Annotated in this window: 13 protein-coding genes and 1 pseudogene; 9 read left to right on the forward strand and 5 right to left on the reverse strand. The window is 55.7% G+C overall.

Annotated elements, in window-relative coordinates:
- Window positions 1-52: 52 nt before the first annotated feature.
- The 3 genes and pseudogenes from msrA to pyrH all read left to right on the forward strand — a co-directional run.
- Window positions 53-529 (forward strand): annotated as a pseudogene (gene msrA, locus M3087_RS05445) (peptide-methionine (S)-S-oxide reductase MsrA); the annotation flags it as partial.
- Window positions 530-569: 40 nt separating this feature from the next.
- A complete protein-coding gene (locus tag M3087_RS05450) occupies window positions 570-1868 on the forward strand; it encodes an MATE family efflux transporter (RefSeq protein ID WP_022385532.1) in 1299 nt (432 codons plus the stop codon).
- 124 nt (window positions 1869-1992) lie between these two features.
- The gene (pyrH, locus tag M3087_RS05455; protein ID WP_249094241.1) at window positions 1993-2703 is read left to right on the forward strand and encodes a UMP kinase; all 711 of its coding nucleotides are present in this window, start codon (window positions 1993-1995) and stop codon (window positions 2701-2703) included.
- A gap of 106 nt (window positions 2704-2809) precedes the next feature.
- On the opposite strand, the gene M3087_RS05460 is transcribed toward pyrH, so the two are convergent.
- Window positions 2810-3442: an outer membrane beta-barrel protein gene (locus M3087_RS05460; RefSeq protein WP_249094243.1), complete on the reverse strand. Its 633-nt coding sequence runs from the start codon at window positions 3440-3442 to the stop codon at window positions 2810-2812.
- Window positions 3443-3597: 155 nt separating this feature from the next.
- Between M3087_RS05460 and M3087_RS05465 the strand changes: the two genes are divergently transcribed.
- From M3087_RS05465 to M3087_RS05490, 6 genes are all read left to right on the forward strand, one after another.
- Window positions 3598-3963: a hypothetical protein gene (locus tag M3087_RS05465; RefSeq protein WP_022385535.1), complete on the forward strand. Its 366-nt coding sequence runs from the start codon at window positions 3598-3600 to the stop codon at window positions 3961-3963.
- A gap of 237 nt (window positions 3964-4200) precedes the next feature.
- Window positions 4201-4455: a helix-turn-helix domain-containing protein gene (locus tag M3087_RS05470; RefSeq protein ID WP_234395704.1), complete on the forward strand. Its 255-nt coding sequence runs from the start codon at window positions 4201-4203 to the stop codon at window positions 4453-4455.
- Between the two features lie 59 nt (window positions 4456-4514).
- The gene (locus tag M3087_RS05475) at window positions 4515-8132 is read left to right on the forward strand and encodes a collagen-like protein (protein WP_249094245.1); all 3618 of its coding nucleotides are present in this window, start codon (window positions 4515-4517) and stop codon (window positions 8130-8132) included.
- Between the two features lie 1805 nt (window positions 8133-9937).
- Complete coding sequence (locus tag M3087_RS05480) at window positions 9938-11188, forward strand: DUF4861 domain-containing protein (protein WP_249094246.1); 1251 nt, start codon at window positions 9938-9940, stop codon at window positions 11186-11188.
- 66 nt (window positions 11189-11254) lie between these two features.
- On the forward strand, window positions 11255-13570 hold the full coding sequence (locus M3087_RS05485; RefSeq protein ID WP_249094248.1) for a DUF2264 domain-containing protein: 2316 nt from the start codon (window positions 11255-11257) through the stop codon (window positions 13568-13570).
- A gap of 267 nt (window positions 13571-13837) precedes the next feature.
- Window positions 13838-15787, forward strand: coding sequence for a glycoside hydrolase family 97 protein (locus M3087_RS05490; protein WP_249094250.1), 1950 nt, complete (start codon window positions 13838-13840; stop codon window positions 15785-15787).
- Window positions 15788-15908: 121 nt separating this feature from the next.
- Here the strand turns inward: M3087_RS05490 and M3087_RS05495 are convergent, their stop codons facing one another.
- From M3087_RS05495 to M3087_RS05510, 4 genes are all read right to left on the reverse strand, one after another.
- Entirely contained in the window at window positions 15909-18239 is a 2331-nt protein-coding gene (locus M3087_RS05495; protein ID WP_249094252.1) for a beta-galactosidase, read from the reverse strand.
- A 51-nt stretch (window positions 18240-18290) separates the two neighbouring features.
- Window positions 18291-20771, reverse strand: a complete 2481-nt coding sequence (locus tag M3087_RS05500; protein ID WP_249094254.1) for an alpha-L-arabinofuranosidase C-terminal domain-containing protein — start codon at window positions 20769-20771, stop codon at window positions 18291-18293.
- A 46-nt stretch (window positions 20772-20817) separates the two neighbouring features.
- A complete protein-coding gene (locus tag M3087_RS05505) occupies window positions 20818-22743 on the reverse strand; it encodes a family 43 glycosylhydrolase (RefSeq protein WP_249094256.1) in 1926 nt (641 codons plus the stop codon).
- A gap of 383 nt (window positions 22744-23126) precedes the next feature.
- Entirely contained in the window at window positions 23127-24287 is a 1161-nt protein-coding gene (locus M3087_RS05510) for a glycoside hydrolase family 43 protein (protein ID WP_249094258.1), read from the reverse strand.
- Window positions 24288-24325 lie beyond the last annotated feature (38 nt).

A 24325-nucleotide genomic window follows, 5' to 3' on the forward strand; every position in this document is an offset into this window, starting at 1 on the left:
TGTATCATCCGACTAAAACCTACAGCTTATGAAACCAGACACAACAATGACCGAGACCGCCATCTTCGCAGGCGGATGTTTTTGGGGCGTGGAATACTATATGAAACAGCTGCCCGGCATTCTTTCCATCGAGTCCGGCTATACGGGCGGACATGTGGATTTCCCCACCTACGGGGAAGTGAAGTCGCACACCACGGGGCATGCCGAGGCGGTGCGCATCGTCTTCGACCCGTCGAAGGTGGACTATGAGACGCTTGCCAAACGCTTCTTCGAGATCCACGACCCGTGCCAGACGGACGGACAGGGCTATGACATCGGTCCGCAATACCGCTCGGAAATCTTCTATGCCGACGAACGTCAGAAAGCCATCGCCGAACGCCTCATCGCCTGCCTGCGCGACAAGGGACTGCCCGTCGTCACCCGTCTGACGCCCGCAAGCATCTTCTGGCCGGCGGAAGACTACCACCAGGACTATTTCGAGAAGAACGGCGGACTGCCGGACTGCCACCGCTATGTGAAACGATTCTGAACGGGAAGCGGACTGACTTCCCCCGACAACCGCATTGCTTATGAACAAGAAGATACTCGACATTGCCATCCCCTCCATCATCTCGAACATCACCGTCCCGCTGCTCGGGCTGGTCGACGTGACCATCGTCGGACACCTGGGCTCCCCGGTCTACATCGGTGCCATTGCCGTGGGAGGCATGCTGTTCAACATGATTTACTGGATATTCGGCTTCCTGCGCATGGGGACGAGCGGAATGACTTCGCAGGCATTCGGCAGCCGCGACCTCAACGAGGTGACCCGTCTCCTGCTTCGCTCCACCGGTGTGGGACTGCTCATTGCCCTTGCCCTGCTCCTGCTGCAAGCCCCTCTCCGCTGGATGGCATTCCAGTTCATCGACGCATCGCCTGCCGTACAGGAGAGCGCCACCCTCTACTTCAACATCTGCATCTGGGGAGCACCTGCCGTCCTGGCACTCTACAGCTTCTCGGGCTGGTTCATCGGGATGCAGAACTCCCGCTTCCCCATGTACATCGCCATCACACAGAACCTGGTCAACATTGCCGCCAGCCTGAGCTTCGTCTTCCTCTTCGGCATGAAGGTCGACGGCGTGGCACTGGGAACCCTCATCGCCCAGTATGCCGGGACCGGCATGGCTGTGTGGCTGTGGCTGCGCTACTACGGCTCGTTACGCCGACGCTGGCACTGGTGCGACTTTGCCAACCGACGTGCCATGATGCGCTTCTTCGGTGTGAACCGTGACATCTTCCTGCGTACGCTCTGCCTCGTGGCGACCACGGTGTTCTTCACTTCCACCGGGGCACGTCAGGGAGACATCATCCTGGCCGTCAACACCCTGCTGATGCAACTCTTCACCCTCTTCTCCTATGTGATGGACGGTTTCGCCTATGCCGGCGAGGCGTTGGGCGGACGGTACTACGGCGCAGGCAACCACCCGGCATTCCGGCAGACGGTGCGTCGGCTGTTTGCCTGGGGTACGGGCGTGGCAGCCCTGTTCACCCTGCTCTACGTGGCAGGTGGACAGTCGTTCCTGGGTCTGCTTACCGACGAGACTGAAGTCATCGCTGCCTCGGCGGACTATCACTATTGGACGCTTGCCATCCCCTTCGTCAGCTTCTCCGCCTTCCTGCTCGACGGACTCTTCATCGGTACCACCTCGACCCGCTGGATGCTGCAATCCATCTTCGTGGCGTCGGCCTGTTTCTTTCTCATCTACTGGCTCGGAGCCGACCGCTGGGGCAACCACGCCCTGTGGCTTGCCTTCCTGGTCTACCTGGGCATGCGCGGCGTGATGCAGGCATGGCTGGGGCGGAAGCTGGTGTTCGGACGAGGCGGATAAGCGTCCGTCAAAAGCACAAGAGAACGGGGAACAGGTTGACGGGGAGGAATGTAAGGACGGACCTTTGCGGATACTCATATTATCTTTACCTTTGCCGGAAACATCATAAACACCTTACTTGAATATGGCAGAATATAAACGCATCCTGCTCAAGCTGAGCGGAGAAAGCCTCATGGGCGAAAAACAATACGGCATCGACGAGAAACGGTTGGGCGAATATGCCGCACAGATTAAGGAAATACACGACATGGGCGTACAAATCGGTATCGTCATCGGTGGCGGAAACATCTTCCGCGGACTGAGCGGCGCCTCGAAAGGCTTCGACCGCGTGAAGGGCGACCAGATGGGCATGCTCGCCACGGTCATCAACAGTCTGGGACTCAGCTCGGCACTGGGAGCCGTAGGCGTCAAGGCACGCGTGCTGACTGCCGTCCGCATGGAACCCATCGGCGAGTTCTACAGCAAGTGGAAGGCCATCGAGTGCATGGAACAGGGCGAAGTGGTCATCATGTCTGCCGGGACGGGCAACCCCTTCTTCACCACCGACACAGGTTCGTCATTGCGCGGCATCGAGATTGAAGCGGATGTCATGCTCAAGGGTACACGCGTAGACGGCATCTATACCGCCGACCCGGAGAAAGACCCGACAGCCACGAAGTTTGCCGACATCACCTATGACGAAGTGCTGAAGCGCAACCTGCGCGTGATGGACCTCACCGCCACCTGCATGTGCAAGGAGAACAACCTCCCCATCATCGTCTTCGACATGGACACCGTGGGCAACCTGAAGAAGGTCATTGCCGGCGAGGCTATCGGCACCCTGGTACACAACTGACGTCTGCACGCCGCACACAGAGATACAGAGGCACAAAGACACAACGTGCGGGGGATTTCCCCTCATACCGATTGTGTCTTTGTGCCTCTGTCGTTATCAGGGGGGCTCAGAACTCCCATCCGAGACGAACATTCACCGAATGCTGAAGACACGAGGGTTCGGAGATGAGCCACAGGCTGGCAAGCCGGTCCAGTATTTTCCAGTGGAAGTAGCCGCTATAGTCCACACCGACCACCCAGTGCGGACTCAGGTGGTAATCATAGCCCAACGCAAAGCCCAGTGCCGTACGGACTGTCCTGTCCTTCTCACGGGTACCGGGAACATAGCCTTCCTCCCAATAGGTCTGCGGCAGGTAAGTCTTGCGTACGTTCACGCCCAGCGTCCCTTGCAGGAACAGTGCCGAACGGCGTGTCTGTACGAACTCCCATCCGACGCCGTAGTCACCGCTCAGTTCCCGTATTTTCCAATCGAGCCGTCCCTCACCCTGTTTCTCCATCGAAGGAGGATAAGCCCCCATTCCATGCCCCTGGTTAAAACCTGCATGAAAATCCGCCAGGATATAAATCCGGTTCGAGGGGTAGTAGCGCACCTCCCCACCCAGGCGGTAACCATTCTCGGTATAGGGATTGCCGGGGAAATTCTCATAACCGCCCAGGACACTGATGCGCCAGTTTCCTTCCTGTGCCGCGGCAGCGGTCATGCAGAATAAAGCAACGAGGAAGCCAATCAATTTCTTCATAGGTCTGTACTGTTTGTCATCGTACCAATTTGCCACAAATATAACCATATTCCCAGAGATAAATAATCGGGCACGCCGACTATTTCCGCGTCAGAAAGACAGCATTTCCACAAAAGCATTACCTTTGCGCCATCATAGACCAATCAACAACACGTATGAAAACATGGAAACTGATTGCCGGCACCCTGCTCACCCTGCTGGTGTGCCTGCACCTCGCCTCCTGCGGCGAAGAGGATTATTCCACCCCGACAGCCGACGCGCTGGTAAACACCACCTGGACCGGAAAAGACTCAGGTAGCATGTACAACCAGGTCATCATCGTCAGCCGTACCAACCTGACTTACATTGTCCGTGCCGAGAACGGCGAAGAGTCCTCGCGCGAAACGATGCAATACACCTACAACGAGTCCGACGGTACCTTCCGTGCCTGGTCGGGCAGCTTCGAGATGAGCGGCACCATCAACAATGCCTACATGACGCTCCGCATCGGCGACGAGCAGCTCATCCTGGATAAAGAATAAAAAACTCACCCTCGCTCTGAGGCAACCGCTCCCCTCCGCAAAGCACACAGACTTTGCGGAGGGGAGTTTTTTATCGGTTTGCCTCCGCCTTCCTGCCTCGTTCCTTTCCCCTTCACCCTTCCCCTTCAGACACTCGTCCTGTTTTTTCAACCGATGCCGTCACTGTCCGGTCACCTCCTTTTCATCATCTTCCGTTTATTTTCTGATTTACTTCCGCTTATCCAGGCATGTTCAATAGTGGGCACGAATACTACCTACCTGTCGAACACCGTGAACGAGATGTTTGGCTGCAATTTGAAGTCGTTAATCAACTGGTACCGTGTGCAATACGCCAAAGAAGTATTGCGTCGCGGCATCTGTCGGCTGAAAGACATCCCCTTCGTGTGCGGGTTCGCCTCCAAGAGCACCTTCTACGCTTCCTTTAAACGCTGTGAGGGCATCACCCCCAACCGCTTCATGAACATCTGTCGGAAGGGTTGTGAAGAACAATAGAAAGAAAAGAGAATAAAACAATTAAAGTTATTATTAATCTTTAAATTTAAAGTTTTAGTATGATGAACAAAAAGTTAATGAGTACGCTCCTGTTCAGTGCAGCCTTGCTCTCAGCAGGAGTGGTGACGTCATGTAAAGACTACGATGACGACATTGACGAGCTTCGTGCAGGTCTCGAAGCCGTTGAGAGTCTCGCGTCTGAACTTCAGTCACAAATTCAAAAAGGTGCCATCCTGACCGATGTGACCGCCACTTCCAATGGAGTTCGTCTCACATTGAGCAACGGCAATACCTTTGAACTGACCAATGGCGTTGACGGCGAAGACGGCAGCGTCGTTGAAATCGGACCAAATGGTAATTGGTTTATTGATGGCGTAGACACTCAAAAGCCTTCGCGCGGCGAAAAGGGAGATAAAGGTGATCCCGGAGAAAAGGGTGAACAAGGTGAACCTGGAGAACCCGGTACTCCTGGGCAATCAACTTCTTCTGTTTATTACTATCCTGGAACAGAAGGGGATGAAAACGGATATTGGATCAAAGTCAATGTTGCAGCTGACGGTTCAGAAATAAAAGAAAACACCAACATCCAATGGACTGCCTCTATCAAGACTGAAGGCGTAATTGCTATTTGGGATAACGATGTCCTGACATTGCGTAACGTAGAAGGCTATGAAGGCGATTTGGTTATCTCGTTAAGAGGTGATTTGAAAGCATTGGTATTCCAGCCTGAATTGGTTCTGGATGGACAAAATGCAATGGAATATGCATATATTCCTTATCATCCTGTAACGTTTGATGGTTCTGAAAAGACCGGTATGATGACTGTACATCAAGTTGTCACCGGTGAAGGCTATGCAGAACTGGCTCAACCTTACACCATTAAAGATGAAGCTGTCGTTAGCGAGAATTGGGGATTTGTGAATCCGACTTACTGCAAGGAGTATCACATGAACCCGACTACCGCTATCATCAGCGAATTTTCACAGGAGAACTTAGGTGTAACTTCTGATGACCGTGACTTTATCCAAACCAGAGCTGCCGCATCCAATCCAATGGCTGTTTGGTTCAAAGATGTAAGAGACGGAAAGATGCAAGTCGGCATCAAGATGGAAGGTCAGTTAGTAAAGACACAAGAAGAAGACCGTACTACCGAATCCTATTTCTATCCTGCACGGAAGGATGACTCCAAGATTACAGACCTCGCCATCCAAGTTCCTTTGGACGAACAAAGAACTGAAGTTATCACCTCCACTTATGCTTCTGTATATGCTTCACAGATTGCTATCGAAGCTTTGGCTTACAACACTTCCAGCAATCACATCATTACAGAAAAGGAGTTTGATACTGATCATCCGGTAGGTTCGGAAAGTACCCACTCCAATCCCATTGGTGGTGGCGCCCACTTATATGATAAAGCTAAAGATGCAGCCGAACAATCTGCAACAGTTGAATTAGCTTACAGCGATGCCAACGGTATCAATTTGAATGAATTGGTTCGTATACACGTAACAGCAAACTCAAAACGTTCATGGAATGCCGCAAAAAGCATCTATACTTGGAACGAAGATTCTCTGAAAGCTCATGGCATGGAATTTGCATTTGAAAAAGTTCCTTTCACTATTGGTTCTAACGCGACCGAACAATCACAGAACCACTGTGTATTGGTAACAAAGACCAATGAAGCCGGTGAAGCTTACACATCTATCGCTGCATGCGGTGTAGATAGTAACAGTGATACTGACCTGCTCGACTGCAAGATTGACTCTACCAAGATTGGAAAAGCGATTGCTTCGGTAGGACGTACTCCGTTGATTCGTGTTTCTATCAAGAATACAGAAAATGGAGAGGTTGTAGAAGCCGGCTTTATCAAGTTCAAAATTATCGCTCCTGAAACACCAGTTGCTGCTGAGAAATTCAACTTGGGCGACTTCTTCTATCGTTGTGGAGACCAAACCAAGAAGATTACATGGCACGCTATCGAAACCAAGTTGCTGGAAGCTACTGCTGAATCTTCAAAAGAGACCTTTGATGCGAACTACCACATCGTTGCTAATAAAGAACATGAAGTAACACAATTTGTTCCTGGCGGCGAAGATATGTATGGCTATCCTACCTATACGCAAGTTCCTGCTATTGGTACAATCCACGAAATCGCCAACTACGGTGCTGAAACAACTGATGTTCTCTCATGGACTATCGACCGTGCAGACTTTGTGGCATTGGCTAAAAATGAAGGTTATCCTGTTGTTACTATCACAAGATATGTGAAGTATGAACCTAACAAGGGTCTGGGTAACACGGGTACGGCCAAGAAGCCTATCTATTTACCGATCGAAATCACATTGAAGTATCCGAAGGCTGTCTTGAGAAATAAGCTCTCAACTTACTGGTATGCAGACAATAGCATGTCAGAAACCTCTGCCGGTGACTATAAGAACATGCGTGCTATCCACGCCAATGTAGATGTACCTGCTACAATCACTGACATTGAAGCAGCCAGCTGTGACTTCTATGTAGCTTTGGACAGCCGTTTCGAAAAGAACACAATCGGACACTCTGACAACGGTACTATGGGCAGTAGCTGGAATATCTCTGACGGTCCCGGTGATGTATGCTTTGCAGTCAATGAAAATGCACCGAAATTTGTCATCCAACCGGAAGATACATGGAATGTAGTTTACGACTGGAACAAGGAAAGCAACTTTACTTCTTTCCAGAATGACAGTCTGGTTTATTACTACTACTTCTCACTTGCCAACAACAACAGAACAGTCAAAGGCGTAAGCAATAAATCTTACACTTTGGGCGTTGCCAACACAACTGCCAATAACGATGTAATGTTGTTTACGGATGCAGTACCTTACGAATTCAAGAACCAAGTTCTGACTGCCAATGGTACTCCTATTGCTAAGCTGAACTATAATCCTCAAAATTCTCATGTAAGAGATCACGGTGTATGGTTGGAGCTGATGAACAACGCTGTAGCCAAAGATCTCTTGAACGTTCCTGAATCTTGGGATGGCGATCTTAGCAAAGCTGAAACTCTGTTGAAGAATACATTGGATGTCAATATTGGTGTAGCTGCATTTAACAGAGAGTGTGGTGCCTTCTTACCTACCGCTGATAATACATTTGATGTAGAGTTCTTGAAACCTGTTTATGCACAACCTAAAGACGAAGTTCACTTCGTAGATGCATACGATGGTGGTGAACCTGAGACTGAGGTATACCTGGCTGACCTGATTGACTTCTATGATTTCAGAGTCCGTCACTTCGCTGACTACTTGGATTACTATCATTACTATGAGGTATCTGACATTTCAGTTGATCCGCAAGAGATCTTGACTAATATGAACAGTGCCGATGGTCAATGGAGACCCTTGAAAGAAGTTACTAACGACGTAGAATTCAAAGTTTATCGTTGGAATGATACACTTGGAGACTATGAGCGAGTAGACGATGGTTATGTTGTTAATACTGCTGCTGGTGTTCCCGCTATAGGCTTTACCATGAGAGATATTGCTGAGAAACACTTCGACAAGTTGACTTACACCAACAACACTGCAACTGTGGTGAACTTCGATATCAAGATACCGGTAAAGATCAAACACAAATGGAGCCAAGAAGAGTTTGTTGTTTGGGTAAACGGTACAGTAGGTAGAACTCAAGCAAACTAATTCACTTTAAATTCTAAGTAATTAGGCAATCTGTTGGAGGGCACATCTCACAAACGAGAATGTGCCCTTCTTTTTATACTTCTTGTCCTCCAGCCACAAACCCGGTGACCAGCCGGTGACCAACTTTGAAGAAGAATGAACTGCTTTTACGACGGAATAGCTGTCCTAAAACATAAAATTGCGCAAAAATCCGGACCGGGGAAATGAGACGAGGCGACGGAGGTAAACGCCTTATATGTCAATGGCTGCACGCTAAATATCAGCAGTGCAGCCATTGACGTATGTAAATTCTATTCAAATGTGCGGAAACAGGTGACTAAACAAGGTTCATAGACGTGCCCACTATTGAACTGAACTTCGACAACGAAAGTTCGCGATCCAGATATACCTTGTGGACATCCAGATACTTAAGGACCTTCTGATAAAGCTCCGTCCGTGGGTTTCCTGACAGCTTGGTAGGAGTAAAAGGAAAACTTTTTCCTTCTCTACCTTGTACTATAGCATCCATATTACACTCTTTTATCGCAAATGTGATTTACGAGGCAAAAGTAAACAACCGCTTCACACCAAGCAACACTTTTTTCAAAAAACAAAACCATTAATCATCATATTTTTAAACTATTGGAATTTCATAGGGGTAGCTATGACAATATATATACATTATAAATATCTAAACAATCTATACGTGCGACCAGCTGTAACAGGAGGCTCTCAACGCATCCTGCATAAGTAATCTTTTTTCTTATAATTCCCGGAACGAACGGTTCCGCATCCAGCATTCTGTGACTGCCGATTGACAAAATGTCAAACGAAGCTCTCCACACGCCCCTTCCTCGCACCAAAATACAGTTTCATGGATTCCGAGGCCCTTCTCGGGCGATTCGGAAAATACACATTGTTGCCTGACAGGAGATTTTCATCTCGCCGTGACGGATGAAAGCCGTCCGATTGCATCCTTCTTCTGTTCATGACTCTGTTTTAGCCTTCCATTTATTACCTTCTGATTTGTTGACGTCGCCTTCCTTCCAGAGAGCGAAACTTCAGATTTTAGCCTTTCACTCTCCAAAGATTTGACTTCCGCGGATGAAACAATATTGTTTGGGAGGTGAAACAATATTGTTTGACTTGCCAAACACAAGTGTTTGATGCGTGAAACAACATTGTTTGGGCGTTAGAATGTAAGGATTTCGAAAATAAAACGTATAGTTTTCTAAATTCAGAGGCTTTTTCGGGCGTTTTCATTCACACGTCTTCACATTTGCTTCCTGGTTTGACGGAAATGCGCAAAATACGAGTTAGCCGGAAAGGGCATTTGACGCAAATCTGTCAAGCAAACGGGTCCGAACGGCATCTTTTTGACTTCCGCCACAGGAAACAGGGAAGGGCGACACCCGGAACCGGAAGCACCGGACGTCCGCACCCCATCGCTTCGGCAGAGCCTACAGCCCCGCACTGCCTTTTTCAGCCCCGGAAAGCGAAAATGAAGAGATAGCAACCCCTTTTGCACGATTTACAATGCCCGAAAATCCGATATTTAGCCTAAATTTGCCTCACCAGCAAATGATATGCATCAACACTCAGCCGACAGGTTGACGAGCCGACAAGCCAGCAGACTATGGAAAGAAATTCATTGGGGTTAATACCTGCACGCTTGCCGCCCGCCAGCTTGTCGCTGTGTTGATGGGTTTGCTCCCGTATGGGTTGCCGACGAGCCTCCCCTTGTGAGCCGGATCTTCCCGGCAAGCAGGCGGCCCTTGTCCACCCGTCCGTGCGGTCCATCCGTCCACTTATAAACAAACATAACCATGACCAAACCTTTTACTCACACACTGACGGCTCTCATCGCCGCTGCATGCCTGTCGGGCTGTTCCATCACGCCCCGTTCGTTTGTAACCATCACCAACACCCTGTCTGACGGACGGCAGGGCGAAATGGTCGAGATACCTCTGGAGGAACTCCACAAGCTCCATCCGGCAGACGGTGAGAGCTACCTCGTCAGCGAAGGCACCGGAGAACCGGTTCCCTCGCAAGTGACCTACGACGGGAAGCTCATCTTCCCTGCAAGCGTCGACGGCAAGTCATCAAAAGTCTACATCATCCGCACGGGCATCGCCGACAGTGTGCCCGCCACAAGCGTCGGCAGGAAATATCCCGAACGCCTCGACGACCTCGCCTGGGAAAACGACAAGGCGGGTTACCGTGCCTACGGTCCTGCCCTGCAAGCCCGGGGCGAGAAGGCTTTCGGCTACGACATCTTCACCAAGTCGGTTGCCACACCGGTGCTGGAACAACGCTATGCCCTGGAGACAGACCAAGCTGCATGGGACGAGGTCCATGCGCTCGACAAGGCTGGACAGAAGGCGAAGGCAGACCGCCTGCGCGACTCCATCTCCTACCATGTGGACCACGGCAACGGCATGGACTGCTACGGCGTCGGTGCCACCCTCGGTGGTGGAACGGCAGCCCTGCTGACAGACTCGGGGATTGTCTACCCCTCCTGCTACAAGGAGTGTGAGGTGCTCGACAACGGTCCGTTGCGCTTCACCGCCCGCCTCGTCTTCCATCCGCTGACGGTCAACACGGACGGCAATGTGGTCGAGACGCGCCTCATCTCGCTCGATGCAGGATCCTACCTCAACCGCACGGAGGTGACCTACGAGAACCTTTCCGCTGACACGCCTGTGGCTGCCGGCATCGTGCTCCATGCCGAGAACCCCGAGGGCTATTCCGCCGATGCGGAACAGGGCTACATCGCCTATGCCGACTTCACGGACAATGCTGCGGGCGACAACGGCATCCTCTTCATCGGCGCCGTCACTCCGCAACCCATGAACGATGCAGACGTACGGCTCTTCAACGCCGACGAACGGCAGGAGCACTCCGGTGCGCTGGGACATGTCCTGGGCATCAGTACCTACCATCCGGGTACGCCTTACCTTTATTATTGGGGCAGCGGATGGAGCAAGGCTGACATGCCTGACATGCCGACGTGGGAAGCTTACCTGAAGAGCTTCGCACAACGCCTGCGCAGTCCGCTGATAGTGAAAGTAAACTGAGCCTTCCGCAGACCGGAGAGGAGGACCTGTCTGTCCGTCCACGGAAACGCCAACTGAACCATTGATATGAACAAGACCCTTTTCAAGACCCTTGCAGCCTGCCTGCTGTTCCTGCTTCCGGCTGCCACCCTTTCCGCCAAACCCGATGAAGCTGCCAAGGTGCGGCAGCTCATCGACCGGGTCAACCGGCACTGGCAGGCGGAACACAAGCCCGAGACAAACGCCTTCTGGGACAACGCCGCCTACCACACCGGCAACATGGAAGCCTACTTCCTGACCGGCAACGAGGACTTCCGTGTGTACTCCGAAGCCTGGGCAGCCCACAATCGCTGGATGGGGGCACGCAGCAACGACCGCTCCCGGTGGAAGCTCACCTACGGGGAGACCGACGACCATGTGCTCTTCGGCGACTGGCAGGTGTGCTTCCAAACGTACGTTGACCTCTACAACCTCGCCCCCGACGACCGCAAGATACGCCGGGCACGCGAAGTGATGGAGTATGAGATGAGCACGCCGCGCCGCGACTACTGGTGGTGGTGCGACGGACTCTACATGGTGATGCCCGTCATGACGAAGCTCTACAAGGTGACGCACAACAGGCGCTACCTCGACAAGCTCCATGAGTACCTGACCTGCTCCGACAGCATCATGTTCGATGCGGACGAGCACCTGTACTACCGCGACGCGAAGTATGTCTACCCCCGTCACAAGAGCACGAACGGCAAGAAGGACTTCTGGGCACGTGGCGACGGATGGGTGCTCGCCGGACTTGCCAAGGTGCTGCAGGACCTCCCCACGGACTACCGCCACCGCGACTTCTTCGTGCAGAAGTTCCGTGACATGGCTGCCGCCGTCGCCCGTCTCCAGCAACCGGAAGGCTACTGGACACGCAGCATGATGGACCCCGCACATGCCCCCGGACCGGAGACCAGCGGAACGGCATTCTTCACCTACGGCATGCTCTGGGGCGTCAACAACGGTTACCTCGACGAAGCGACCTTCCGCCCCGTCATCGAGAAGGCATGGAAGTACCTCTCTGAGACAGCCCTTCAGAAGGACGGTTCGGTGGGTTACGTACAACCCATCGGCGAGAAGGCAATCCCGGGACAGGTGGTCGACGCCCACTCGACGGCAAACTTCGGCACAGGTGCCTTCCTCCTGGCAGCCTGCGAATATGTACGCTACCTCGAGGCACCGCGTCAGACTGACCGTGCCTACTGGTGCAAGCTCGCCTACGACATGGCGTATCCCGTGCTGAGCAACCTGGCAAAAGGTGAACTGCAAAAGAACATGCTGGTGGAAGTCAGCCCCACATGGGACGGACGGGACAAGCGCGTCACCTACATGGAGTGCTTCGGACGGCTCATGGCAGGCATTGCTCCCTGGCTCTCCCTCCCCGACGACAACACCGACGAGGGGAAGATGCGCCGTGAGCTGCGCGAGCTTGCCCTGAAGAGCTATGCCCAAGCCGTGGACCCCGACAGCCCCGACTACCTCCTGTGGCGCAACGAAGGCCAGCCGCTGGTGGATGCCGCCTACGTTGCCGAGAGCTTTCTGCGTGCCTACGACGCCTTGTGGATGCCGCTCGACGAGACGACCAAACAGCGCTACATCACGGAGTTCACCCAGATGCGCCGCATCGACCCGCCGTACACCAACTGGCTGCTCTTCTCCTCGACCATCGAGAGCTTCCTAGCCAAGGCAGGCGCCCCCTATGATGCCTACCGCGTCAACTCCGCCATCCGCAAGGTGGAGGAGTGGTACACCGGCGACGGCTGGTACTCCGACGGTCCCTCGTTCGTGTTCGACTATTACAGCAGCTACGTGTTCCACCCCATGTACCTTGAAACGCTCCAGGCAATGAAGGATGCCCGCAGCCGCACACGCATCGCCTATGACAAGTACTACAACCGCGCCCTGAAGCGGGCACAGAAGTACAGCCTCATCCTCGAACGTTTCATCTCTCCGGAAGGGACCTTCCCCGTCTTCGGACGTTCCATCCCCTACCGCATGGCAGCCATGCAGCCCCTGGCACTCATGGCATGGTATGACAAACTGCCTGCCGGGGTGACTCCGTCGCAGGTGCGTTGTGCGCTCACCGCCGTGATGCACCGCATGTTCGACGGCAAACAGAACTTCAACGAGGGAGGCTTCCTCACCATCGGTTTCAACGGACGTCAGCCGGGCGTTGCCGACTGGTACACGAACAACGGCAGCCTCTACATGACCTCGCTGTCGTTCCTCCCCCTGGGACTTCCCGCCGCCCATCCGTTCTGGACGGACGCTCCGCAGGAATGGACTTCCCGCCGTGCCTGGGGTGGAAAGCCTTTCCCGAAAGACCACGTCTGGCACGATGACATCCGCACGTCGGACTTGTTCTGACGTCCGGCTCTTTCAGCCCTGACATACATGCACTGAGACGGAGACACCGAGTCTGCATCCCGCTCTTGCAGGACACACAGGCTCAATGTCTCCGTTTCGGTGTTTTATGCACTTTGATTAGTATGTTTTACAACAGGGTTTTGAAAGTTGTTTGTTCCCGAAGAGGAATGTATACCCTCCTCTTTTATCCACAAATTATCAGACGGCAGGTTGGACGTTCCAACGGAAGTGCGTACCTTCGGGCAACCTAAACTAAAAACCTTATACATGAACAGAACACTATCTATCCTCATCGGTCTGTGCCTGCCACTGGCAGCATGGGCACAGGATGCTACCGTGATCAGCCCCGACAACAGGCTGCGCGTCGATGTGACAGTGAAAGAAGGAAAGCCGGTATACGGCGTGACCTATCAGTCGGCAACCATCCTGGAAGACTCCCCACTGGGCTTCGTAGCCAACGTGGGCGACTTTACCCGGGGACTGACCTTTGCCGGAGCTGAACGGAAGACGCTCGACGAGACCTACCGGCTGGACCGCATCAAGCAGTCCGAGGTGCACTATCGGGCAAACGAACTAACCGTCAGCCTGAAGGATGCAGCGGGACGTACGTTCGACGTGGTCTTCCGCGTGAGCAACAACGACGTGGCATTCCGCTACGAACTGCCGCGCTTCGGCGAGACGGGAAGCATCGTCATCGAACGGGAAGCCACCGGCTTTGACTTTCCCGAGGGCACCACGACCTTCCTGACTCCGCAGAGTGACGCCATGATAGGCTGGAAACGTACGAAGCCCAGCTACGAAGAGGTCTACAAGCCGGATGCCCCGATGAGCGAACGCTCGCAATACGGACACGGCTACACCTTCCCCGGGCTCTTCCACGTCAGCGGAAGTCACTGGGCACTCGTCAGCGAGACCGGTGTGGACCGTCGCTACTGTGCCTCGCACCTGAGCGACGCCACGCCCGACGGACTCTACACCGTGGTGTTCCCCATGCCCGAGGAGAACAATGGCAACGGTACTGCCACTGCCGGCATGGCACTCCCCGGACACACACCGTGGCGGACGCTGACCGTCGGCGACAACCTGACACCCATCGTCGAGACGACTGTCCCCTGGGACGTGGTGGAACCCCGCTATGCGTCGGAACATACCTACCGCTACGGACGCGGCACGTGGAGCTGGATACTGTGGCAGGACGGCAGCATCAACTATGACGACCAGGTGCGCTACATCGACCTTGCCGCCGCCATGGGCTATGAGTACACACTGGTGGACAACTGGTGGGACACACGCATCGGACGCGAGCGCATCGCCGACCTGGCAGCCTATGCACGCACCAAGGGGGTCAGCCTCTTCCTGTGGTACAGCTCCAGCGGCTACTGGAACGACATCGAACAGGGACCGGTGAACTGCATGGACGACCCCATCGTCCGCAAACGGGAGATGAAGTGGCTCGCCTCACTGGGTGTGAAGGGCATCAAGGTGGACTTCTTCGGCGGCGACAAGCAGGAGACCATGCGGCTCTATGAGGACATCCTCAGCGATGCCGACGACTACGGACTGATGGTCATCTTCCACGGTTGTACCCTGCCGCGCGGCTGGGAACGGATGTACCCCAACTACGTGGGCAGCGAAGCCGTCCTTGCCTCGGAGAACCTCGTCTTCAACCAAAGCTCCGACGACAACGAGGCGTTCAACGCCTGCCTGCACCCGTTCATCCGCAACACCGTGGGCTGCATGGAGTTCGGCGGTGTGGTGCTCAACCGACGACTGAACCGCACGAACGACGGAGGCTGCACACGCCGTACCACGGATGCCTTCCAGCTAGCCACGTCGGTCCTCTTCCAGAACCCCATCCAGAACTTTGCCCTGGCACCCAACAACCTGACGGATGCACCGGCTGCCGCCATCGAGTATATGAAGGAGGTACCCACGACGTGGGACGAGACACGCTTCATCGACGGCTATCCGGGACGCTACTGTGTGCTGGCACGCCGCCACGGCGACCGCTGGTACATCGCCGGCGTCAATGCCGGAAAGAAACCGCTCGAACTGAAACTCCGTCTGCCGATGTTCGACAAGGGGACGAAGCTGCACAGCTACACCGACAACCGGAAGTCTCTCGCCCTGGAGGAAGGACAGCTGACGGTGAAGAACCCCGAAGCCGTCCGTGTCACGCTCCAGCCCAACGGCGGCATGGTGCTGACGGGTGAATAAGGACAACGGCATCCGTCGACAACCTGATACAGACAACAACAGAGCCACGGAGGTCGCAGAGAAGGAACAGCATCCGGCTGATTCCTCTGCGCCTCCGTGGCTCTGTAATTTAATGGTCAATTCAATACGCGAAGTCCTTTGCCTTCACGTAAATCCTGTAGTCCTTCACTTGTCCCGGAGCACCTGCCTCGGCACGGGGCAACATGCGGAAGCCCGTCACCCGACAGTTGCGCCCCAGGTCAATCACCAGCTGATGAGGATAGGCGGTGTTGTCCACCGTCTGCCAGAAGGTACTCTCCTGCAAGTCGTACACCTTGTCAGCCGTACGGTTGCCACTGCGCGTCTCTTCACTGTCGGCATAGACCACCGTCCAGTGTTCGCGCGAGAGCGGCTTGCCGTCAGCTCCCAGCACATCCAGCTCGGCAATGGCGGCTATGTTGCTTCCGTCGTAATTGCTCGTGGCGTCGAGGCAGAAGAAGCGTCCCTCCACGGGGTGGTCGAACTTCACCTCCTGCCAGCCGTTGCCCGAAGCGAACGTCCCGGTGTGTACCGGTGTCTCGCCGTCGAGCTTCAGGTTCTGCCCGTCCTTGCGGTGTGTCTCGGGCGCCTTCACACGGAGCTGGTCGAGGATGGGGGTAGCCAGTCCGGCAACGCAGGTCTCGGCAGGTCCCTTGAGGTCGAGGACAATGATTTCATTCTCTCCCTTCTTCAGCCAGCAGCCGGGCATGTAGAGCGTCTGCTGCGGACCGATTTCCCAGAAACGTCCCAAGGCGTGTCCGTTGACCCAGACCATGCCCTTGCCCCACGTACGCATGTCGAGGAAGGTATCTCCCGGACGGTCGAGCTTGAACGTGGCGCGGTAGTAGGCAGGCATCCCGTCCGCCTTGCCGGGGCGGTAGTTCCTGTGGCTGACGAAGTCATGGAAGGGTGGCAGGTTGTAGACGGTCCACCCCTTCAGCTCGCGGGCAGTGTCTCCGCTGAGCACCTCCACCCGCCGGGTGATGCCCTTGCGGTCATGGATGGACTTGTCGAAGTTGACACGCCCCATCGCTTCGACGAGGATGTCCAGCCGGGTGCCCTTCTTCAAGGTACCTTTCAGCGGAAGGGTGAACTCTCCCTGCCGACGGTCGAGCCGTCCCAGCAGACGTCCGTCGGCAAAGACTTGTGCCCAGTCATGCACCTCGTCGATGTGAAGCGTACCGGAGATGTCGTCCTTCAGCGTCGTGCGGTAGAGGATGGTGCCCCATCCCTGGTCGAACTGCTCCATCGGACGGATGTCCTCTGTCTGCTTGGGAGCGGGCAGGTTGTCAAAGAGGGGTGCGACCTGCCAACGGGTGATGGCGGGCACCTCTATGACGGGGATGGGTGCAGGAGGCTCGGGCAGTGTCTCACCGGCAGACAGGTAGGACTGCAAGAGGTCACGGAGTTTGAAATACTTGCGTGTAGTCCATCCGGCTTCGCTGATGGGCGCGTCGTAGTCATACGAGCTGCACATCGCCGAATAGGCGGGGTTGTTTGCGCCACCCCACCAGCCGAAGGTCGTTCCTCCGTGTGTCATGTAGAGGCTGAAGGAGATGCCGCGGTCGAGCATGTCCTTGATGCCGCTGACCATGGTGGCAGCATCGCGCGTCTCGTGCTTGCGTCCCCAGTGGTCGAACCATCCGCTCCAGAACTCGCTGCACATGAGCGGTGTGTCGGGACGAAGCGACTTCAGCTTACGGAACTGTTCATCGATGTTCGCACCCGTACCGAAGTTCACGGTCCAGAGCAGGTCGTCGAGCGCATTGTTGGTGAAGTTGGAACTCCAGTCGCACTGGAAGAGGGGGACGTCGGTGAATCCGGAGGCACGCACCAGGTCACGGATGGCGGACACATAGGGCTTGTCCGTCCCGTAGGACCCGTACTCGTTCTCCACCTGCACCATGATGATGTTTCCACCGCGGCTCACCTGCAAGTCGGCGAGCTGCCTGCCCACCTCCTTCATGAAGATGCCCACACGTTCCATGTAGTAGGGGTCGAGGGTGCGGAGGCGTACGTCGTCCTTCTTCAGCAGCCACCAGGGCAGTCCGCCCATTTCCCATTCGGCACAGACGTAGGGTCCCGGACGCACGATGACGTACATCCCGTGCTTCTGCGCCAGCCGGCAGAACCGGGCGATGTCGTTGTTCCCCGAGAAGTCGAACTGCCCGGGACTGGGCTCGTGCAGGTTCCAGAATACATAGAGGCAGAGCGTGTTCATGCCCAACGCCTTGCACATCTCGATACGGTGTTCCCAGTAAGGTTCAGGAATGCGGGGATAGTGCACCTCGGCCGCCTTGATTACAAACGGCTTGCCGTTCAGCAGGAAGGTGCCCTGCCCCACTTCAAACTTGTCGTGTTCCTGCGCCAAGATGCCGTTGGCAGCACCGAAAGCGAGGAGGAGCGAAAGTCCGAAAGCTAACAGTCTTTTCATTGGATTTGGATATTCTTTTTAGGGTTATCAATAGGGGTCGGGACCGGGATGTCACAGCCTGATGACCGTGAAGGAATAGGCGGGAAGCGTGCAGGGGAACGACGTACCGCCCGGCTCGAACGTAGTGGTCACGGGACGTGCCTTCCGGTCTGTCGGCGTACCGGTGAGTACGGTCTTGGTGGCAGTCGGCTTCACCTGTTCAATTCCCTGGAGGTTCACGTCCGTCCGCACTTCCACGGGCAGGAGGTTCACCAGCTTCACGATGAGGTCACCGCTGCGGCTGTCCTTCACCACGGAGACGGCAATGCGTCTGTTCACATCGCTGCGCCGACTGTCGGTCCGGACACTGACGGGCAGGTAGGCATCTCCGGCGTTCTGTCCGTAGAGCTGCTGCACGTAGTAGCCCACGGTGAGGTGTACCTCGCGGTTGTTGAAGTAAATCAGGTCGGGATTCCACTGGGTGTGTCCTTCCTTTGCCAGCAGAGGGGCATAGGACGTCATGGTCACCACGTCGCCGTTGCGTTCCACCGACGTGAGGTAGAGAGCCTCCGCCAGGGCGGTCTCGATGTTGTTGGGACGTCCCGGCAGGTGGGCGGCATATTCGCCCAAGTATACCTTCGGCTTCGAACGGTCGTAACGGTCATAGAAGTCCTGGTTGTTGATGAACCAGCCCGGGGTGTTGTAGTAGTGCTCGTCAACAACGGGGACTTGCAGGCGGGTGGCAAGGTCCCAGCCCTCCTCATAGTCCGTCCCTTCCCAGAAAGGCCCGACGGTCCCGACGACAGTAATTTCAGGATGATGCTTCCGGATGGCTTCGTAAATCATCGTGAAACGCTCCTCGAACACGTCGGTGATGAGGTCTTCGTTGCCAATACCGATGTACTTCAGGTTGAAGGGCGCAGGGTGACCGGCCTCGGCACGCATCTTCGCCCACTTGTTCTGTTTCGGGTCCGCATTGGCGTAGTCGATGAGGTCCAGGATGTCCTGCACGTATGCGTCCATCTCTTCCATCGGGATGCCTCCCTGCTGTCCGCCGCCCAGGAGATGCCCTTCCGGACACGCCGAGTTCTGACAGGGAACTCCGGCAGCAAGCACCGGCAAAGGCTCTGCTCCCATGTCTTCGCAGAAGCGGAAGTATTCGTAGTATCCCAGTCCCATCGTCTGGTGGTAGCCCCAGAGGTTGCGCATGGGCTTGCGGGCTTCAAGCGGACCGATGGTGTTCTTCCAGCGGTAGATGTTGTCGATGCCGTTGCCGTGTGCGACGCATCCGCCGGGGAAGCGGACGAAGCGCGGATGAAGGTCGGCTATCGCCTGTGCCAGGTCGGCACGCAACCCGTTCTTATGTCCGCGGAAGGTGTTGCGCGGGAAGAGCGACACCATGTCGAAGGCGTAGGTACCGGCTTCGGCGGGCATGATGACCAGCCGGGCGGCATCGGCATCCGCTGTCGGTGTGAACACGGCATCCAGCTTCTTCCAGTCCTTGCCGTTCAGGCGGAAGGACTTGGCAGCCAGCACCTGTCCGTCGGGTGTGCACAGGCTGACGTTCACTTTGCCCGGACGTCCGCCGAGCATGCGCGTCCTCCACGAGAAGTCGTACTTCTCTCCCTTGCGCAGCACGATGCCGTCGTATCCTCCGTTTGACAGCGAGGCACCCGGCTGCTTCACGTCGAGCACGGCGTAGTGAGGATTGTTGGGATGGATGGGCGAATCGGTAGCTATCCGCAATTCCGTGCCCTTGCCTTCGAGGCTCCATGCGGTGGTGGCGTTCCACTCGCCGCGGTCTGCCGCGCTGTACTCGAAGTCGCGGTTCTGAATCAGTTCGGCATAGAGTCCTCCGTCGGCTCCGTAGTTGATGTCCTCAAAGAAGACCCCGATGAGCTTGTCGCTGATGGGCTTTGCCTTGCCGCCGTCCACCGTCAGGTTCACATGGACGGGCTTCAGTCCGGCAAAGCGTTGCGGGTCCTGCTCGGTACGCTCATCGTGCAGTTGTCCGATGTACGCACGGTAGGCGGCATGGCGGTTCAGGCGTTCCACGTCCGCCCAAGCTACCCGCATCACGCTACCCTCCAGCTGCACCCCGTCGAGGGTGACACGCTCCGGTCGTCCGCTTCTCCAGCTGACGGCAGGGAGGTCCTTGCGTTGTTGGGGCGTAAAGTAAGTCTGACGTTTCCAGCTCAGCAGGTCGGGAGAAGCCGCATGGGCAAGCTCCTTGCCGCTCCCGTTAAGCTGCCACACGCAGTGCCATGCACCGCCTCCAGGCTCCTGATAGAGCTGCGGGCGGACCATCCGCTTCTCCGCACCCCAGGCACCGTAGTCGCTACGGACAAAGGCATAGCCGTCGCCCACCGTGAACCAGCGGTTGCCGTCGGGACTCCAGGCGAACTTCAGTCCGCTACGCCCTTCATCACCGGGAGTCGCATAGGAAAACAAAGATACCGAGTCGGGGACGTTCGTCGTCTCCGTGACATGTGCCTGCAGCGGAGACAGACACCAGCAAGCTGCCAGGGCAGCCGCACATTTTAGCTTTTTCATGGATGAGTGGTTTATGAGTTAACAAGGGGACAAGTTGACAATTCTCCTACTTCGTCAGTTTCACACGCCGGATGGTACCGTCGTCGTTGAACTCCAGCCGGTCGATGCAGACTTCGCGGTGGAAACCCGGCCCCTTCTCCTTCGGAAGGTAATCCTTATTGATGCGGTGGTAGACGATGAACCACTCACCGGTCTGCGGGTTGCGGACTACCGAATTGTGAGCCGGACCGTAAATCTCCTGTGCCGGGTCCTGAATGGTCACGATGGGGTCCTTGGCGACCTGGATGGGACCGAGGGGCGAGTCCGACGTGCCGTAGACGACGTGGTAGTTGGGCGAACCGGTGTCATCGACCGACCACATGAAGTAGTAGCGTACGCGGTAGAAGAACACGTAAGGGGCTTCACGGTAGGCGTAGGTCTTCAGCGTGCCTCCTCGAGGGGTCAGCTCGGTGATGGTCTCCGCCTTGACAGACACCATGTCGTCGTTCAGCTCGGCACCTGCCATGTAGCCGTTGCCCCAGTACAGGTAGCTCTTGCCCGACGCCGGGTCGGTGAAGACATCGACGTCAATCTGCTGCCCGTGTCCGGCAGGTGACTCCGTGACGATGGGGTGTCCCAGGTCCTTGAACAGACCGACGGGCGAGTCGCCGACAGCCACACCAATCTGCTTGCCTGAGTTGTCGGTCGGGTTGCCGCTGTAATAGAAGAAGTATTTGTATTTGCCGTCAATGAGCTTCTCCTCCATGGCGGGAGCCCAAGCGTTGCCGTTAGCCCACGACACTTGCGGCGAGCGCAGGTCGAGCACCGTTCCTTCGGGCTGCCAGGTCCGGAGGTCATCGGACGAGTAGGCGGTAAAATACCAGCCGCCCCATCCGGCATAGCCGTCGCTCGTGGAGTAGATATAGTACTTGCCTGTCTGGCGGGAATAGAGCACTTCCGGGTCGGCATGGAAACCGGGGAGTACGGGGTTGTTGGGAATCTCACCCAGCCCCTCCGGCTTGCCCCACTTGTCGGTCAGACGAATCAGCTCATCGCGTGTGATGGGAATCACCGTGCCGTGACGTGGATGGAAGTCCATGTCCACGGAATGGTCGACGACCTTGAAGTGTTGCAGGTCCGTGGTTTCGGTGAACTGGTACGCCCCCTTCTTGTAGACGTCGTACATCAGGATATACTTGTCCTGACCGATGAGCTTGAACGTGCCGGCGCCCTCGACTGCCTCAGGCGTCTGCTGCTTGTAGTCGGGCGATTCCGTCCACTGCCCTGAAGTGAGCGAGCGGGTCGTCGCCACCTTGATGCCGTCGCCGTGTCCTTCGGTCTTGTAGAACAGGTGGTAGACTCCGTCCTTAAACACGATGTCACCGTCGATACACGGTTTCTTGTCCTTCGGGAGGAAGAGAGGCTTGGGTTCGCCCACAAGGTCGGTAAAGTCGTCGTTGGCGTAAGCATAGTAGATGATGTCCGGTCCACCTTCATGGAGCATGGACCAGTAGACCATGTACTTGCCGGCTTCGCGGTCGAAGATGGTCTGTGGCGCCCACACACGGCGCAGGTTGCCCTGTCCCTTGTAGCGCTTCTGGATGTTGATGACGGAGTGTGTCCAATTCACCAGGTCAGTGGACTTCAGCAGGACCATGGCGCGGTTGGACGACCAGCCGTTGCCCGACACCATGTCGGTGACGACCATGTAGAACGTCCGTCCGTCTTCAGCACGCAGGATGTGCGGGTCACGCACACCGCCGGTAGAACTGATGAGGCGGGAGTCAAGCACAGGCTTGTTGCCGTTGAGCGCACGGTAGGTGTAGCCGTCGAGGCTGACGGCAAAGTGGATGGACTCTTCTGCCATGCGGTTGCCCGTGAAGTAGGTGAACAGGTAAGCGACGTAGTCTTTCTCCTGGAGGTTGTTTCCGCCCCGTATCATGCCCGGCACCAGCCAGGCGAGCAGCAGGGCAGTCAGAAGTGTTTTTTTCATAGCGATTCGTTCTATACTGCGTTTATAAGTGATGATTTGTGCAAATATACAGCATCCGCAGCGAATAACACCGACGGTATTCGGGCAAATGTCCCACGGTATTCAGGCAAAACGACCCTTTTCAACGTCCCCCTGCCGCCGTATGGATAAAAGGAAAGCCTCGCCATCACGGCGAAGCTTCTCTCAACAAGAAAGTCATCTCGGTACATTGACCTCCTTTAAACAATCATTTCCTTTTACCTATTACTCGTGTCGCCTGCACTCCACTTGTCAGTGGACCCGTCGTCGGTTCACCGGTTCACGGGCAACGGCGACGGAAGCGGCGAACGTTCACCTATTATTATATGAGGGCTCCCCACATGTCTGCCCGCAGGGAGCATCCGTTATTCCTGTTCGACAATCGGACGGTCGAAAAAGCCCAGGTTCCACTGGTCCATCCACTCCACATAAGGTACTCCTTCCTTGAAACGGACGGGCAACCAGATGTAACGGGCATCGCTCGGATGCTTCGGGCGCCAGATGTCCGCCATGAAGATGAAGCGGTCATCCGCTCCGGGTAACCGGAGGACAAAGGTACTCTGTCCGCCAAAGGTGATTTCGGACTTCGGACCGACACAGGGATTGGGCAGCTGCGTCCACGGTCCCCAGATGGAGGGAGCGGAGAACAGACGCGCCTCGTTGGGGTCCCACCCCGTACAGCCGGACGTGATCATCCAGTACACACCGTCCTTCTTGAACAGTGCCGGCGCCTCGTTGTGCCCGCCAGGAGCTACCCGGACGTATTTTCCGGTATGACTCAGGTAGTCGTCGCTCAGTTCGGCAATGTGGAGCGTCAGGTTGTCTTCCGACGAGAAGATGTGATAGGCCTTGCCGTCGTCATCGACAAAGAGCTGCATGTCCCGTGCCATCTGTCCGCCTTCCAGGTCGCGCTTCACGAAGAGTCCCTTGCGGATGGCTTCGCGCCACTCGGGCGTCCACCATCGGGCATACTTGGCGGCATCGAGCGTGTCGAGCACGGCATGTTCTTCCGCCGTCATGTCAAAAGGCAGCTGCCCGGCATCGGGACGCATCGAGCGCAGGTAGCGGAAGGGGCCTGTTGGGGAATCACTGACGGCTACCGCTGAACGTGCAGCCGCATAGCCCTGTCCACGCAGCTCCAGGTGGAACCACATGACAAACTTCCCGGTCCGCTCGTTGTAGATTACCTTCGGGCGTTCCATGATGCACCCCTTGGCAATGTCGCTTGTCGTGTCATGGTCTGCCACAGACAGGGCGATCCCTTCGTTCTTCCAGTCGGTGAGGTTCGACGAGGAGTAGCAGGTGATGCCCACCAGCGCCTTGCTCGTCGAGTCGGACTTATACTCTCCGTACCAGTAATAAGTCCCCTTATGGTAGAGGACCCCTCCGCCATGTGCATTGATGTGTACTCCCCGGTCGTCCAGCCACAGCTGTCCGGGACGTATCGGTTCGTGGTTCCCGCCCCGCACGCCACAGGCTTGCAGGAGGAATGCCAGACACAGGTAGTAGAAGAAGAAGTGTTTCATGTTCGGTCCAGTGATGGGTTTTCCGGATGCAAAACTAG

Source organism: Mediterranea sp. ET5 (assembly GCF_023337025.1).
Taxonomy (GTDB): Bacteria; Bacteroidota; Bacteroidia; order Bacteroidales; family Bacteroidaceae; genus Phocaeicola_A.